Here is a 14,078-nt window from a genome sequence, read left to right as displayed (position 1 = left end):
GAAGCGCCTGCCTAGGATACCTTGGCTGAAAACTAGGAGTCCTAGGGAGACTGGAGAAGCCATGCAGGCACTGACCGAGGCGGAGATCCGGGCGTCGTTCGTCAACTGCACCAAGGGGGAAGCGAGTCGGGCCCGGCTGCCGCGCGAACTGGCGGAGCTGGACTGGGCCGGACTGGACTTTCTCGGCTGGCGGGAGCCAGGGGCACCCGACCGGGGGTACTTGGTGGCCGAGTTCGAGGGGCGGACGGTCGGGGTGGCCCTGCGACTGGCGCAGCGACCGGGCGCGGGGCGCGGTGGGGCGATGTGCTCGATCTGCCTGACGGCGCATCCGGCCTCGGGAGTGGCGTTGATGACGGCGCGTCGGGCGGGCCGGGGCGCGGCGGCGGAGGAGTACGCCTCGGCGGGCGAGTACTTCTGCAGCGACCTGGCGTGCCCGCTGTACGTGCGGGGTCGAAAGCGGGTGGCCGCGGGCGGTGCGCGGATGACGGAGAGTCTGGACGCGGAGCAGCGGGTGGCCCGGATGCGGGCGAATCTCGCCGGGTTCCTCGGGCGGGTCGTCCGATGACGGATCGTGCGGTGACGGATCGTGTGGTGACGGACCGTCCGGTGACGGGGCGGGCGGCGGGCCGTGAGGCGCTCGGCGGGCCGGTGGTGCGGGCGGCGCTGCTGCTGGCGGCGGGCGCGTTCGTCGCACTGCTGGACACCACGGTGGTGGGGGTGGCGCTGGAGTCGTTCGCGCGACGGTTCGACGTGGGCCTGGCGCAGGTGCAGTGGGTGGCGACGGCGTACCTGTTGGCGATGTCGGCGGTGATCCCGGCGACGGGGTGGGCGGCGCGGCGGTTCGGGGCGGTGGCGTGCTGGACGGCTTCGCTGGCGGTGTTCCTGCTGGGGTCGGTGCTGTGCGGGCTGGCCTGGTCGCCGGCTTCGCTGGTGGCGTTCCGGGTGGTGCAGGGGTTGGGCGCGGGGATGCTGTTCCCGCTGATGCGGATCCTGGTGGTGCAGGTGGCCGGTCCGGCGCGGATGGGCCGGACGATGGCGCTGATCGCGGTGCCGGTGCTGGTCGCTCCGGTGGCGGGGCCGGTGGTGGGTGGGGCGCTGGTCCAGGGCCACTCGTGGCGGTGGGTGTTCCTGCTGAACGTGCCGGTGTGCCTGGCGGTGGCGGTGCTGTCGCCGCTGCTGATGCGCAATCGGCGGGATGACGCGCCGGGCCGGCTGGACCTGGCGGGTCTGGTGACGGTGAGCGGCGGGCTGACGGCGGCCGTTCTCGGATTCGTCCGGCTGGGCGGGGGCCGGCCGGTGGGCGACCTGCGGGTGCTGGGGCCGCTGCTGGCGGCGGCGGTGCTGCTGACGGCGCACGGACTGCTGTCGCGGCGTCGGCGGGAGCGGGCGCTGCTGGACTTCGGGCTGTTCCGGGACCGCGCGTTCGCCGCGTCGACCGCCGTCTCGCTGCTGAACAGCTTCGGCCTGTACGGGGCGGTGGTGCTGGTGCCGCTGTTCTTCCAGCAGGCCGGCGGCCGCGGGCCGTTGACCGCCGGCCTGGTGATGGTCGCGCAGGGGGCGGGCGCGGGCGTGGCGGTGCTGCTGGTGGGGCGGGTGATCGACGCCCGGAGCAATCCGCGGGCGCTGGTACTGACCGGGCTGGCCCTGGTCGCCGCGGGCCTGGCGGTGTTCGCCCGGGCCGGCGCCGCGGAACCGGGCGGGCTGCTGCTGGTCGCCCTGTTCGCGCAGGGGGTCGGGCTGGCGCTGGCCGCCTCGCCGGTGATGGTGACGCTCTACCACTCGCTGCCGCCGGCCGCGGTGCCCGCCGCGACCACCGTGAACGCGGTCGCGCAGCAGCTCGGCGCGGCGGCCGGCACGGCGGTGGTGGCGCTGGTGCTGCAGCACGCCTCGCACGGCGGTGCGGGGACGGTCGCGGCGTTCCGTCCGGTGTTCGCGGTGGCGCTGGGGTTCGTGCTGCTGACGGCGGTTCCGGCCGCGTTCCTGCCGGCGCGGCGGAAGAGCTAGCCGGAGCGCGGCCCGGCGGGCGGGCTAGGCGGTGCGCGGCCAGTTCTCCAGCAGCCGGTGCAGGCCGGACACGATCCGCTGCCAGGAGCCGTCCACGCCGCGCGGGTGGTGGAAGCCGCCGTTGGCCTCGATGGCGATGAAGCCGTGGAAGGTGGAACGCAGCAGCCGGACGGCGTCGGTCAGGTCGGGTTCGTCCAGCCGGTAGTGGCGCATCACCGCGTAGGTGAGTTCGACCGACCGGGCGAGGGCCTCGGTGTCGGCGAAGTCGGCCGGGTCCAGGCGGAGTTGGGTGGCGGCGTAGCGGCCGGGGTGCTGCTGGGCGTAGGTCCGCTGGGCGTCGGCGAAGGCGGTGAGGGCCTCGGCGCCGGAGCGGCCGGCGACGGCGCTCGCGATGCGGTCGTTGATCTCCTCGGTGGCGAGCAGGGCGACCCGGGTGCGGATCTCCTGGAGGCTCCTGACGTGCGAGTAGAGGCTGGCGTCCTTGACGCCGAAGCCGCGGGCGAGGGCGGAGGCGGTCACCTTGTCGATGCCGACCCGGTCGGCGAGTTCGGCGGCGGCGCGGGTGATCCGCTCGACCGTCAGTCCGGCGTGCGCGCCCATGTCTCCCGTTCCGAACCTTGCCTGCTGAAGCCCGCGTCAGTGTATCCGGGGTCGCTCCGGCCGCTCGGGGCGCGACGTTCCGGGGCGCCGGAGCGTAGGGAAGAGGGGAGCCTGCGGAGTCCGGTCCGGGGAGCCCGAGCAGCCAGGCATAAAGATCATCTGATTTCCCATCAGATGGTAATGTACCGGACAAAACGGGGGCGTGGGTGACGCACGTTCCCCGGTCGATCCGCACCTTGGAGCCATCCGTGCCCGCACGTCCGTACCGCCGCACTCTGCCGCTGGCAGCCGCGGTCCTCGCCGCCTCCCTGCTCGCCGTCTCGGCGCAGGCCGACGACCCGAAGCCGGCCGACGCCACGCTGACCGCCGATCTGAACACCCTGCTCGCCGACCCGCGGCTGGCCAGCGCCCAGGCCGGCGTCGAGGTGCTGGACGCCACCACCGGCGAGGTGCTGTTCGCCCGGCAGCCGCAGTCGCTGTTCACCCCGGCGTCCACCCTGAAGACCGTGACCTCGACCGCGGCGCTCGACCTGCTCGGCGCGGACTACCGGTTCACCACCGAGGTCCGCACCACCGGCAGCACCTACGGCGACACCCTGGTCGGCGACCTGGTGCTGCGCGGCGGCGGCGACCCCAGCCTGCTGGTGCAGGACCTCGACGACCTGGCCGCGAAGGTCGCGGCGACCGGCGTCACCACCGTCACCGGCCGGGTGCTGGCCGACGGCACCCGGTACGACTCGACGCCGTTCGGCCCGGGCTGGGCCTGGGAGGACGAGCCGTACTCGTACAACCCGCAGATCTCCGGGCTGACCGTCGCCAACGACCCCGAGTACCTGATGGACACCGTCCAGGTGACGGTCACCCCGGGTGCGGCCGGCGAGGCCGCCAAGGTGACGCTGAACCCGGCCGAGGCGCCGATGAAGTTCGTCGGCACCGTCGCCACCGGCGCGGCCGGCAGCGGGTCGACCGTGGGCGTGGACCGGCGCCGGGGCAGCAACGACGTCGCGCTGTCCGGCAGCATCGCGGCCGGCGCCGCGCCGCAGACCTCCTGGCTGACGGTCGACGACCCCAGCACGTACACCGGGAAGGTGTTCGCGGGCGCGCTGGCCCGGCACGGCGTGCGGGTGGTGCGCGGGGTGCAGCCGGCCGCCGGCTCCGAGACCTCGCAGGCGCTGGCCTCGCACCAGTCGAAGGCCCTGTCCGAGTTGATCGTCCCGATGCTGAAGGTCAGCAACAACGGCATCGCCGAGCACCTGACCAAGGAGATCGGCAAGGTCAAGGGCGGCCGCGGCGACTGGGCGACCGGCATCAACCAGGTCAACGCCTTCCTGAAGGCGAACGGCATCACCGGCCCGACCACCCGCCAGGTGGACGGCTCCGGCCTGTCCCGCTACGACCTGACCACCCCCGCGAAGATGGCGGACCTGCTGAAGCTCGCGCAGACCAAGCCGTGGTTCGACGCCTGGTACAACGCGCTGCCGGTGGCGGGCAACCCGGAGCGGATGGTCGGCGGCACCCTGGCCGCCCGGATGCGCGGCACCAAGGCCGAGAACAACGTGCACGCCAAGAGCGGTTCGATGGGCGGCGTCGACAATCTGATGGGCTACGCGACCGCGCCCGACGGCCGCAAGCTGCTGTTCGTCGTGATGGTCAACAACTACGCCGGCACCAGCCCGCGCCCCGTGGTCGACGCGATAGCCGTCCGGCTCGCCGCCGGCCCCGCCGTCACGGCCCAGCTGAAGTCCAACAAGCTGGTCGCGCCCGGTGGTTCCGGTGACGAGTACACCGGCACCCGCTGGGAGGACTGCGAGACCCTGTCGCACTGCTGACGCCTGGTCAGCACGGGCCCTGCCGCACTGCGGCGGGGCCCGTCGCCGTTCGCGGACGCTCGAAATCTCTCTCCATCAAGCGCTTGATCGATGCCGGAGGGCGCGCGTACGCTCCCCCACCATGAGCCAGCACCGGACGGCCGCCGAGGCGAGCCGGGAACGGATCCTCGCGGTCGCCACCGACCTGTTCGCCGAACACGGCTACGACGGCACCACCACCCGGACGATCGCCGGCGCGGCCGGACTGAACGTCGCCACCGTCGCCTACCACGTGGGCACCAAGGCCGACCTGTACCGCGAGGTGATGCGGCGGGCCCACGAGGCCGAACGCGCCGCCGTCGACGCGGCGTTGGCGGAGTTCGCCCGGACCGCCCCGGGCGATCCGGCCCGGGCGGCGGCCGAATTCGCCGACCGGTACCTGGACTTCTGCCTGGAACAGCCGCACGTCCCCGCCCTGTGGATGCGCCGCTGGATGGCCGACGCCGCCGAGTTCGCCGACCTGGAGGAGCGGTACGCCCAGCCACTGCTGGAGACCGTCCGGCGTGAACTCGTCGCCGCCCTGCCGCAGTTGACGGCCGACCGGGCAGAACTCGCGGTGTGGACGGTGCTGTGGACCACGCACGGGTTCTGCCGCTCGGTGATCCGCGCGCAGGTACCGCGCTTCCGCACCCACCTGCGGGCCCTGGTGCAGCGCGAACTCGGCCTGGACGGCGGCGCGCGGTGACGAGCCGCGAGATGTCGCGGCGGGAGCTCGCCCGGTACGCGGTGGGCTCGATCGGCACCGGCATCCACTCCACCGTCCCCGGCCTGCTGCTGCTCTACTTCATGACCGACGCGCTGGGCGTCCCGGCCGGCCTGGCCGGTCTGGTGGTCGCCCTGCCGAAGGCCTGGGACGCGCTGTTCAACCCGCTGGTCGGCGCGGCCAGCGACCGCGAGGCGCTGCGCACCAGGCGCCGCACCCGGATCCTGCTGGCCGGCACGCTCGCCCTGCCGGTCGCGTTCGCCGCGATATTCCTCTCCCCGCTCACCGGCTCCGGCGCCGCCGTCTGGGTCGCCGGCACCTTCGTCCTCGCCTCCAGCGCGTTCGCGCTGTTCCAGGTCCCGTACGTGGCGCTGCCCGCCGAGATGTCGGAGCAGCCGCGGGTCCGCACCCGGATCACGGTGTGGCGGATCGTCTGCCTGACCGTCGGCATCCTGGTCGCGGGCGGCCTCGCCCCGGCCCTGGTCTCGCTGGCCGGCGGCGGGCGCGGCGGCTACGCCGTGATGGCCGTGGCGGTCGGCGCGCTGCTGCTGGTGACGCTGCTGGTCCCGACCCTCGGCGCCCGCACGGTGCCGGCCCGGCCCGGGGCGGAGCCGCTCGGGCTGCCGGCGGCGCTGCGCACCGCACGCGGCAACCGGGCGTTCTTCGCGCTGCTCGGCGCGTTCGTGCTGCAGGCCGCCGCGGTGGCGATCATGCTGGCGGCCGCGCCGTACGTCGCCACCTACTGGCTCGGCGGGTACGGGCTGACCTCGGTGCTGTTCGTCTGCCTGGTCGCGCCGAGCGCCGTCGCCGTCCCGCTGTGGGGCCGGGCCGCCGCCCGCTGGGGCCGGCTGCGATGCCTGACCGCCGCGACCGGTCTGTTCACCGTCGCCTCCGCCGCGCTCTGGCCCGCGGCGCACGGCGGTGCCCGGGTCGGGCCGGTGCTGGTCCTGTGCGCCCTGCTGGGCGTCGCGTACGCGGCCCTGCAGGTGCTGCCGCTCTCGCTGCTGCCCGACACCGTGCACGCGGACGCGGCGCGCACCGGCCGCCTCCAGTCGGGGGCGTTCACCGGGCTGTGGACCGCCGGGGAGACCGCCGGGCTGGCCGCCGGCCCCGGGCTGTTCTCGCTGGCGCTGGCCGCCGCCGGATTCGTCTCCTCGACCACCGACCACCCCGTCGCGCAGACCGGCGCCGCCCGGGCCGGGGTGCTGCTCGGCTTCAGCCTGGTGCCCGCCGCCCTGATGCTGCTCTCGCTGCCCGCCCTGCGCGCGTACGGCCGACGCCGCTCGGCCGTGCCGAACGTCGCCAACTCCCCCCTTGGAGCCGAATCATGACCACCGCCCACCCCGGGCTGCCGCAATTCGGCCGCCCCGCCGAGGAGTTGCCCGACGAGCTGCGGGCGATGACCGCCCACGACCTGCCCACCCGCGGCGGGCGCACCACCGCCTACACCTACGACGCGGGACGGCCCGACGTCCGGGAGGCCGCGGAGCGCGCGTACCTGGCCATGCTGGACGTCAACGGCCTCGACCCGACGGCCTTCCCGAGCATCGTCGCGCTGGAACGCCGGGTGGTCGGCGCGGTCGCCACCCGGCTCGGCGGGGACGACGGCACACCGGGGATCTTCACCAGCGGCGGCACCGAATCGATCCTGCTCGCCGTGAAGGCCGCGCGGGACTGCCGCCCCGGGATCGCCGAGCCGGAGATCGTCGTCCCCGCCACCGCGCACGCCGCCTTCTTCAAGGCCGGACGCTACCTGAAGGTCAAGGTGGTGGCGGTGCCGGTCGACCCCGGGACGTTCCGGGCGGTGCCGGCGGCGATGGCCGCCGCCTGCACCTCGAACACCGTGCTGGTGGTGGCCTCCGCGCCCTCGTACGCGCACGGGGTGGTCGACCCGGTCACCGAGATAGCCGCCGACGCGGCCGGACGCGGACTGCCCTGCCACGTGGACGCCTGCGTCGGCGGCTGGCTGCTGCCGTGGCTCGCCGAAGCGGGCGCCGCCGTCCCCGAGTTCGACCTGTCGGTGCCCGGGGTGACCTCGCTCTCCTGCGACCTGCACAAGTTCGGGTACGCCCCCAAGGGGGCCTCCGTCCTGCTGTTCCGGGACCGGCCGATGCGGCTCGCCGCGTACTTCGCCTGCGCGCAGTGGCCCGGATACCCGGTGGTCAACTCGACCGTGCAGAGCAGCAAGGGCGCCGGCCCGCTGGCCGCCGCCTGGGCCACCCTGCAAGTCCTCGGGGCGGACGGCTACCGGGAGTTGGGGCGCGCCGCACTCACCGCGACCCGCCGACTGATCGCGGGCGTCGACACGATCGACGGGCTCCGGGTGCTCGGCTCGCCGGACGCGACGCTGGTCGCGCTCGGCACGGACGACGCCGCCCTCGACCTGTGGGAGCTGGCCGACGAGACCCGCGCCCACGGGTTCTTCCTGCAACCCCAGTTGAGCGTGGCCGGCCTGCCCGCCAGCCTGCACCTCACCCTCACCGGCGTCAGCGAACTCGGCGTGGACGGGCTGCTCGACGCCCTCCGCGAAGCGGTCGCGGCCGTCCGCGCCCGCGGGCCCGTCGCCCCGCCGACCGAACTGCTCGCCCTCCTCGACCAGTTCGACCTCACCGACCTCGACGACGCGACGCTCGCCGCGCTCCTGCCTGCCGCAGGCTTCGGCCCCGCCCGCATGGCCGGCGTCAACCGGCTCCTCGACGCCCTGCCTCCGGAGCTGCGCGACCAGCTGGCGACGCGGTTCCTCTCGGCGCTGTACAGCCCGTACCTGGAGCAGAACTGACGGGAGGGCGCAAACGCAGGCGGGCGCAAACGCAGGCGGGCGCGAGAACAGGGGCGCGGGGAACTGCGCGAAGGGGAACGCACCCGACTGCAAGATCGCGACGCAGGACAATGACCTGCACGTGATCGCGACCTTGCGGACGTGACGTGCGCTTGTCGCGCAGTTCCGCCCCTTCGGCTTCGCCTGCGGCTACCCCCAGCGCCCTCGGTTTCGGGCCCGCCCGCCGCTACGCAGGAAGCAGCGCCGCCAGGCCGTCCGCGAGGCGTTGGAGGCCGAATTCGAAGCGGGTCTCCATGTCGGGGTCGGTGAGGTCGTCGGCGAGGGCGACCAGGTTGGGGTAGGTCTCGGCGGGGAGGGTGCGGAAGGTCTCGCCGGCCGCGCGGGCGGCCTCGCCGCGGGTCGCGCCGGCGGCCTCGGCGGCGGAGAGCGGGGACTGCTCCTGGAGGACGAAGCCCTGGACGTACGCGGAGAGCAGGTAGGAGGCCATCGCGGCGTCGGCGTCGCTGAAGCCCGCGGCGCGCAGGCGGTCGAGCTGGTCCTCCAGGACGGCGAGGATGTGCGGGCCCGGGGCGAGGCGGCCGGCGACGACCTTCGCGGCGTCGCGGCGGGCGAGCAGCAGGGCCCGGTGGCGGCGGCCGTATTCGAGGAACTGGTCGCGCCAACTGCCTTCGCGGGGCGGGAGTTCCGCGTCGGCGACGAGTGCGTCGCTGAGCAGGTCGAGCAGCTCTTCCTTGTTGCGGACGTGCCAGTAGAGCGAGGCGGCCTTGACTCCGACCTCGGCGGCGACCTTGCGCATGGACAGGCCGGCCAGGCCGTCGCGTTCGAGGATGCGCAGGGCGGCGGCGGTCAGGGCCTGCCGGGTGAGGGCCTGCCCGGGGGTGTCGGACGCAGCGGCGGCGGGGGTGGTCTCGGCCATGCGGGTTCCTCAGGGTGGGTGGTCCGGGGCACTGATCGCGCTTGCAATCTAACACCGTTAGGGCCATCCTGGGTGCGCACCAGCGGCCCCTAACGCCGTTAGGGGCTATCTCGACATGCCCGGAGGGGGACGGTCCCGGTGGAAGGTCCGATCAGCGCGCGCCACAAGTGGCAGGCGCTCGGCACGCTCTGCGTCACGATGTTCATGGCGATGCTGGACAACGTCATCGTCAACATCGCCCTGCCCCGGATCGGCCGGGACCTGGACGCGGGCATCAGCGGCCTGCAGTGGGTCGCCGAGGGCTACAGCCTGGTGTACGCGGCGCTGCTGCTCACCGGCGGCACGCTCGGCGACCGGTACGGCCGGACCAGGGTGTTCCGGTTCGGGCTGGCGCTGTTCACGCTCGGTTCGGCGGCCGCCGCGCTGGCCGGCGACATCGGGGTGCTGGTCGCCGCGCGGATGCTGCAGGGCGTCGGTGCGGCGCTGCTGACGCCGGGCAGCCTGGCGATCCTGCGGCAGGTGTTCACCGACGAGAAGGAGCGGGCCCGGGCGATCGGCCTGTGGTCGGGGGTCTCGGCGCTCGGCCTGTCGATCGGTCCGGTGATCGGCGGTCCGATGGTGGACGCGTTCGGCTGGGCCAGCGTGTTCTGGATCAACGTCCCGGTCGGGCTGCTGGCCATGGTGCTCGCGTACCGGGTGCTGCCGGTGATCGCGCCGCGCGAGCGCCGGATCGACCTCGGCGGGCTCGCGCTGTCCGCCGCCGGCCTGGGCGCGCTGGTCTACGGCCTGATCGAGGGCCCGGGCCGGGGCTGGGCCGACCCGGTCGTGCTGGCCTGCGGGGCGGCCGCGATCGTGCTGCTCACCGCCTTCGTGCTGGTCGAACTGCGGGTCGCGGAGCCGATGCTGGAGTTGCGGCTGTTCCGCGACCGGGTGCTCGCCGGGGCGCTGCTGAGCGGGCTGACGGTCAGTTTCGGGATGTTCGGCGCGCTGTTCTTCCTGCCGTTGATGCTGCAGGGCGTGATGCGCTGGGCCCCGACCGACGCCGGGTACGCCGGCCTGCCGATGACGGCCGTGATCATGCTGGCCGCGCCGCTGTCCGGTCGGCTGACCTCCCGTCACGGGGCTCGCCTGCCGCTGGTGCTGGGCATCGCGCTGTGCGCGGCCGGTCTCGGCGGGCTGTCGCTGTACAGCGGGCACGCGCACTACTGGTCGTACGTGTGGACGCTGGTGGTGCTGGGCTTCGGCATGGGCCTGACGTTCACGCCGGTGTCGATCGCGGTGCTCCAGCGGGTCGCCCCCGCGCAGACCGGCATGGCCTCGGCGACCATCAACACGCTGCGCGAACTCGGCGGCGTGCTCGGCATCGCGGTCCTCGGCGCCGTCCTCACCAACCGCCTGACGGACTCGCTCACCACCGCCCTGCCGCGGCTCGGCCTGCCCGTCGACCACGCCTCCCGCGCGGTGTCCGCCCTCACCGGCCACGGCGCCGGCCCCGCCGCGGCACCCACCCCCGCCCCCGTCCAGGCCGCCGTCGACACCGCCTTCGTCGACGCCCTCCACCTGGCCCTGCGCTGCGGCTCCGCGGCCCTCGCCGCCACCGCCGTCCTGGTCGCCGTCCTGCTCCACCGCCCGGCCGTCCGGCGACCGGTCGCCGAACCGGCCCCGGTCGGCGGGCCGGCGCGACGACGGACCGTCAACCACTCGACCGAGTGACGGCCGTGGTCCGGGACGACTGTTCACCCGTTCAGGTAAAGCACCGTCAAAGTACGCACCAAGTAGGGTGACGAACGGTATGCGGGGATGTGGTGAACGGCCCTGGGTTCGGCGGCCGGGTTTCGCTAGCATGACCCGCTCAAGTGGTCGGACCGACACCGGTGTTGGGGGATGGCGTGCGCGACGTGGGCCCAGGCGGCAGTGGCGGCGGGTTCCAGGTGGATCCGGACGAGCTGGACGGGGCGGGGCAGACCGCGAGGATCGTCGCGGAGCGGGTCCCGGACGCGGCCGGGCGGGTGCTGGGTCCGTCCGACAGCGCGGAGGGCGGGCTACGCGGCTGGCTGACGGGCAGTGAGCTGGACGCCTGCACCACCGCGTGGAAGTCGATGCTGGACCGGCTGTCCGCGGAGATGGACCAGCAGGGCGAGAAGCTCCGGCAGACCGCGGCCAACTACCGCAGCGCCGAGCAGGCCGCGGGCAACGCCGTCGCCACGGCCGGTGGGCGGTGACCATGGACGTCCCCACGCTCCGCGACGCGGACCCGCAGCGGCTGTTCGGCGCCGCCGACGCGTACCAGGCGCTCGCCGAGGCCGTCGCCGACGACGGCCGGCAGTGGCGGGCCGGGGTGGACGACCGGGTGCGGAACTCCGGGTGGACCGGCAACGCGGCCGACGGCGCCCGGCAGTCACTGTCCCGGACCACCGGCAAACTGGCGGCCGCGCAGCTGGAGTTGGCCCGGATCGCGCCCGTCCTGCGGGAGGGCGCGGAGGCCTTCGTGCTGGCCCAGGCGGACCTGCGCCGGGCCCTGCAGGAGGCGCAGGCCGGCGGCTACCAGGTCTCCGACGACGGCGGGATCTCCTGGCCGCCGCCGAGCGCCGCCGAACGGCACGACCCGGACGCGCCGGACCGCGCCCGGCAGGGCACCGACCTGCGCGACCGGATCGGCGAGGCGCTGTCCAAGGCCGCGCACGCCGACCAGGTGACGGCGGAGCGGCTGCGCCAGTACACCACCGACGCCCGCACCGGCGCCGGCCTCGACCCGGGCACCGCCGCGATGCGGCTGAACAGCACGCTGCTGCGCGCGTTCACCGGCAGTGAGGACCTGGTCCTGGCGGGCATGCCGGACCAGAACGCCTCGCCGACCGAGGTGAACTCCTGGTGGAAGTCGCTGCCGGCGGACGAACAGCAGCGGCTGATCAGCCAGCACCCGGGCGAGATCGGCAACCGCAACGGCATCCCCACCCCGGCCCGCGACCAGGCCAACCGGATCCGGCTCGACCAGCTGGTGAACGACCTGTCGTCCCGTCAGAACCTGTCGGAGTGGGACCGGAAGAAGCTGGAGGGCTTCCGTTCCATCCAGGGCCGGCTGAAGGACGACCAGGGCAAGCAGCCGCCCGCCTACCTGCTGGTGATCGGCGACCAGGGCCAGGGCCGGGCCGCGCTCGCGTACGGCAACCCGGACACCGCGGACGACGTGGTGGCGTACGTGCCGGGCCTGAACACCGAGATCAAGAACATGGGCGGCGGCGACGCCAACCGGGCCCGCGACCTGTGGCAGTCCGCGCACGACATCGACCCGAGCCGGTCCACCGCCTCGATCGCCTGGCTGGGCTACGACGCCCCGCAGGCCAAGGGGATCAGCCCGGACGCGCTGGCGGTGGCCGGCGACGAGCGGGCCAAGCAGGGCGGCGAGGCCTACCAGGGCTTCCTACAGGGCCTGCGCGCCTCGCACGAGGGCCAACCGGCGCACCTGACGGCGCTCGGCCACAGCTACGGCTCGTTCACCGTCGGGCAGGCGGCGCAGCGGCCGGGCGGCATACCGGCGGACGACATCATCCTGGTCGGCTCGCCCGGCACCGGGGCGCAGAAGGCCGGGCAGCTGGGCGTGGACGGCTCGCACGTGTGGGTGGGCGCGGCCGAGCACGACCCGGTCTCGCACCTGCCGAGCCACGCCGAGGCGAAGGGCATCGGCATCGGCGCGGGCATCGGCGGTCTGGTCGGCGGCGTGCCGGGCGCGGTGCTCGGCGGCTTCATCGGTGACAAGATCGCGGGGCACGGTGATCCGCACGAGCTCTGGTTCGGGCAGGACCCGGCGAGTTCCGAGTTCGGCGCGCGCCGTTTCGACGTGGCGGACGGCCCGCTGGGCTTCCAGTCGCACTCGGACTACTGGAATCAGGGCGACGGCCGGGACGGCCACTCGCTGCGCAACATGGGCATGATCGTCTCCGGTCACGGTGACCGGGTGATCGGACAGGACCGGCGATGAACGACTTCGCGGCACCCCACCCGTCGGCCGCGCTGCTGGCCGCGAAGGCGGCGGTGGACGAGCTGCTGGACTCCGCCCCGGCGGCGCTGAACCCGCCCGCCGACTGGGCGGACGGCCCGTACGTGGCGGTGGAGCACGAGCACCCGTACACCCGGGAGCCGGACGGCACCGCGCACCTGGAGAAGCGGCGCTACCTGATGACCCGGCTGTCGGCGGACCGCTACCCGGAGCTGCTCGCCCAGCTGGGCCGGGCCTGGCGGGCCCGCGGCTGGCAGCTGAGCGGCGAGAACGATCCGGTGCTGCCGCTGCTGCGGGCCGAATCACCGCTCGGGACGGTCGAGTTGAGGATCGGCATCCCGGGCAACGCGACGCTGCTGGCGCGGGTGCAGGACGTGCCGCCGAGCGGCACCTCGTACCCGTTCGGCGGCGACTCCACCGTCCCGCTGGGGCCGGACGGCGTGATGGACACCATGCCGCGCCGGCACGACCCGTTCTGGTCGGTGTGACGCCGATGAGCGGTCGGACGAGGCTGCGGGCGGCGGGCGCCGTCGCGGCGCTGCTGCTGGGGCCGGTGCTGGCGGGCTGCGGCTCCTCCGGCGCGGCCGCGGGCGGCGGTTCGGCGCAGGCCGCGGACCTGGCCCGGGGACGGCTCCAGGAGCTGGTGGACGGTACCACCTCGGCGCTGACGCCCGCGGTGCGGTTCGCCGACGACGCCTTCCGTGCGGTGCCGCACGAGAACGCCCGCCGGGACAACGACGGCACCGCGCAGTTGACGCTCCGTCGGTACGTGCTGACGAAGGTCTCCGAGGCCAACCGGCCCCGGCTGCTGGAGCAGGTCCGGGCGTACTGGACCGGCCGCGGCTGGACGCTGACCGAGAACTCCGCCTTCGCGGCGGGCGCGCGCACCTCGGACGGGACGGGCGTGACCGTCACCGTCGGCGTGCCCGGCAACGTGACGGTCGCGGCCACCGCGCGGGTGAAGGACCCGGGCGCCACCGAGCCGTTCGGGCCTGCCCCGAGCCCGCTGCCGACCGGCCCCGACGGGGGCCCCGACACCCTGCCGCGGTTCACCGACCCGGGGTGGTCCTGACGTCCGTCCCGACGGGCCCGTCCGGCCTCCGACCTGGACGAACCGGGCCGGACCGGGTCTGATCGGACGTCAGTGCAGGTGACGTGGGCGGCAATTGCCGGGGGGCTCTAGGGCTGGCGTGGCCATGCTGGCTATAGTC

The 14,078-nt window shown here is 74.4% G+C and carries 13 protein-coding genes; 11 read left to right on the top strand and 2 right to left on the bottom strand.

What is annotated here, in order from left to right; genetic code table 11:
• The first annotated feature begins 61 nt into the window (after window positions 1-61).
• Window positions 62-565, top strand: coding sequence for an FBP domain-containing protein (locus ACI1MP_RS26725; RefSeq protein ID WP_387993606.1), 504 nt, complete (start codon window positions 62-64; stop codon window positions 563-565).
• 11 nt (window positions 566-576) lie between these two features.
• Window positions 577-2,004 (top strand): DHA2 family efflux MFS transporter permease subunit, encoded by a 1,428-nt coding sequence (locus ACI1MP_RS26720; RefSeq protein ID WP_380341255.1) that lies wholly within the window; start codon window positions 577-579, stop codon window positions 2,002-2,004.
• A gap of 24 nt (window positions 2,005-2,028) precedes the next feature.
• Here ACI1MP_RS26720 and ACI1MP_RS26715 read toward each other — a convergent pair whose 3' ends face one another.
• Window positions 2,029-2,604: a TetR/AcrR family transcriptional regulator gene (locus ACI1MP_RS26715; RefSeq protein ID WP_380341253.1), complete on the bottom strand. Its 576-nt coding sequence runs from the start codon at window positions 2,602-2,604 to the stop codon at window positions 2,029-2,031.
• Window positions 2,605-2,852: 248 nt separating this feature from the next.
• Between ACI1MP_RS26715 and dacB the strand changes: the two genes are divergently transcribed.
• The 4 genes from dacB (at window position 2,853) to ACI1MP_RS26695 (ending at window position 7,954) form a co-directional block, all read left to right on the top strand.
• Window positions 2,853-4,433 (top strand): D-alanyl-D-alanine carboxypeptidase/D-alanyl-D-alanine-endopeptidase, encoded by a 1,581-nt coding sequence (gene dacB, locus ACI1MP_RS26710; protein ID WP_404869648.1) that lies wholly within the window; start codon window positions 2,853-2,855, stop codon window positions 4,431-4,433.
• A gap of 121 nt (window positions 4,434-4,554) precedes the next feature.
• Window positions 4,555-5,157: a TetR/AcrR family transcriptional regulator gene (locus tag ACI1MP_RS26705; protein WP_380341247.1), complete on the top strand. Its 603-nt coding sequence runs from the start codon at window positions 4,555-4,557 to the stop codon at window positions 5,155-5,157.
• A complete protein-coding gene (locus ACI1MP_RS26700) occupies window positions 5,154-6,506 on the top strand; it encodes an MFS transporter (RefSeq protein ID WP_404869647.1) in 1,353 nt (450 codons plus the stop codon). Before ACI1MP_RS26705 ends, ACI1MP_RS26700 begins: the two co-directional genes overlap by 4 nt.
• Window positions 6,503-7,954 carry a pyridoxal phosphate-dependent decarboxylase family protein gene (locus ACI1MP_RS26695; RefSeq protein ID WP_404869646.1) on the top strand — a complete coding sequence of 484 codons (1,452 nt, stop codon included), beginning with the start codon at window positions 6,503-6,505 and terminating at the stop codon, window positions 7,952-7,954. Before ACI1MP_RS26700 ends, ACI1MP_RS26695 begins: the two co-directional genes overlap by 4 nt.
• 226 nt (window positions 7,955-8,180) lie before the next feature.
• Here ACI1MP_RS26695 and ACI1MP_RS26690 read toward each other — a convergent pair whose 3' ends face one another.
• The gene (locus ACI1MP_RS26690; protein ID WP_404869645.1) at window positions 8,181-8,870 is read right to left on the bottom strand and encodes a TetR/AcrR family transcriptional regulator; all 690 of its coding nucleotides are present in this window, start codon (window positions 8,868-8,870) and stop codon (window positions 8,181-8,183) included.
• Window positions 8,871-9,008: 138 nt separating this feature from the next.
• On the opposite strand from ACI1MP_RS26690, the gene ACI1MP_RS26685 reads away from it, so the two are divergent.
• The 5 genes from ACI1MP_RS26685 (at window position 9,009) to ACI1MP_RS26665 (ending at window position 13,939) form a co-directional block, all read left to right on the top strand.
• The gene (locus tag ACI1MP_RS26685) at window positions 9,009-10,583 is read left to right on the top strand and encodes an MFS transporter (protein ID WP_404869644.1); all 1,575 of its coding nucleotides are present in this window, start codon (window positions 9,009-9,011) and stop codon (window positions 10,581-10,583) included.
• A gap of 176 nt (window positions 10,584-10,759) precedes the next feature.
• The gene (locus ACI1MP_RS26680) at window positions 10,760-11,092 is read left to right on the top strand and encodes a type VII secretion target (protein ID WP_157815506.1); all 333 of its coding nucleotides are present in this window, start codon (window positions 10,760-10,762) and stop codon (window positions 11,090-11,092) included.
• Between the two features lie 2 nt (window positions 11,093-11,094).
• On the top strand, window positions 11,095-12,849 hold the full coding sequence (locus ACI1MP_RS26675) for an alpha/beta hydrolase (protein ID WP_404869643.1): 1,755 nt from the start codon (window positions 11,095-11,097) through the stop codon (window positions 12,847-12,849).
• Window positions 12,846-13,355 (top strand): hypothetical protein, encoded by a 510-nt coding sequence (locus ACI1MP_RS26670; protein ID WP_043913617.1) that lies wholly within the window; start codon window positions 12,846-12,848, stop codon window positions 13,353-13,355. The genes ACI1MP_RS26675 and ACI1MP_RS26670 overlap by 4 nt, the downstream gene beginning before the upstream one ends.
• 5 nt (window positions 13,356-13,360) lie before the next feature.
• A complete protein-coding gene (locus tag ACI1MP_RS26665; protein ID WP_404869642.1) occupies window positions 13,361-13,939 on the top strand; it encodes a hypothetical protein in 579 nt (192 codons plus the stop codon).
• Window positions 13,940-14,078 lie beyond the last annotated feature (139 nt).

Source organism: Kitasatospora griseola (assembly GCF_044999035.1).
In the GTDB taxonomy this organism is placed as follows: domain Bacteria; phylum Actinomycetota; class Actinomycetes; order Streptomycetales; family Streptomycetaceae; genus Kitasatospora; species Kitasatospora griseola.
The sequence above is the reverse complement of the archived record's forward strand: the minus strand, read 5'-3'. Positions and strand labels throughout refer to the sequence as shown.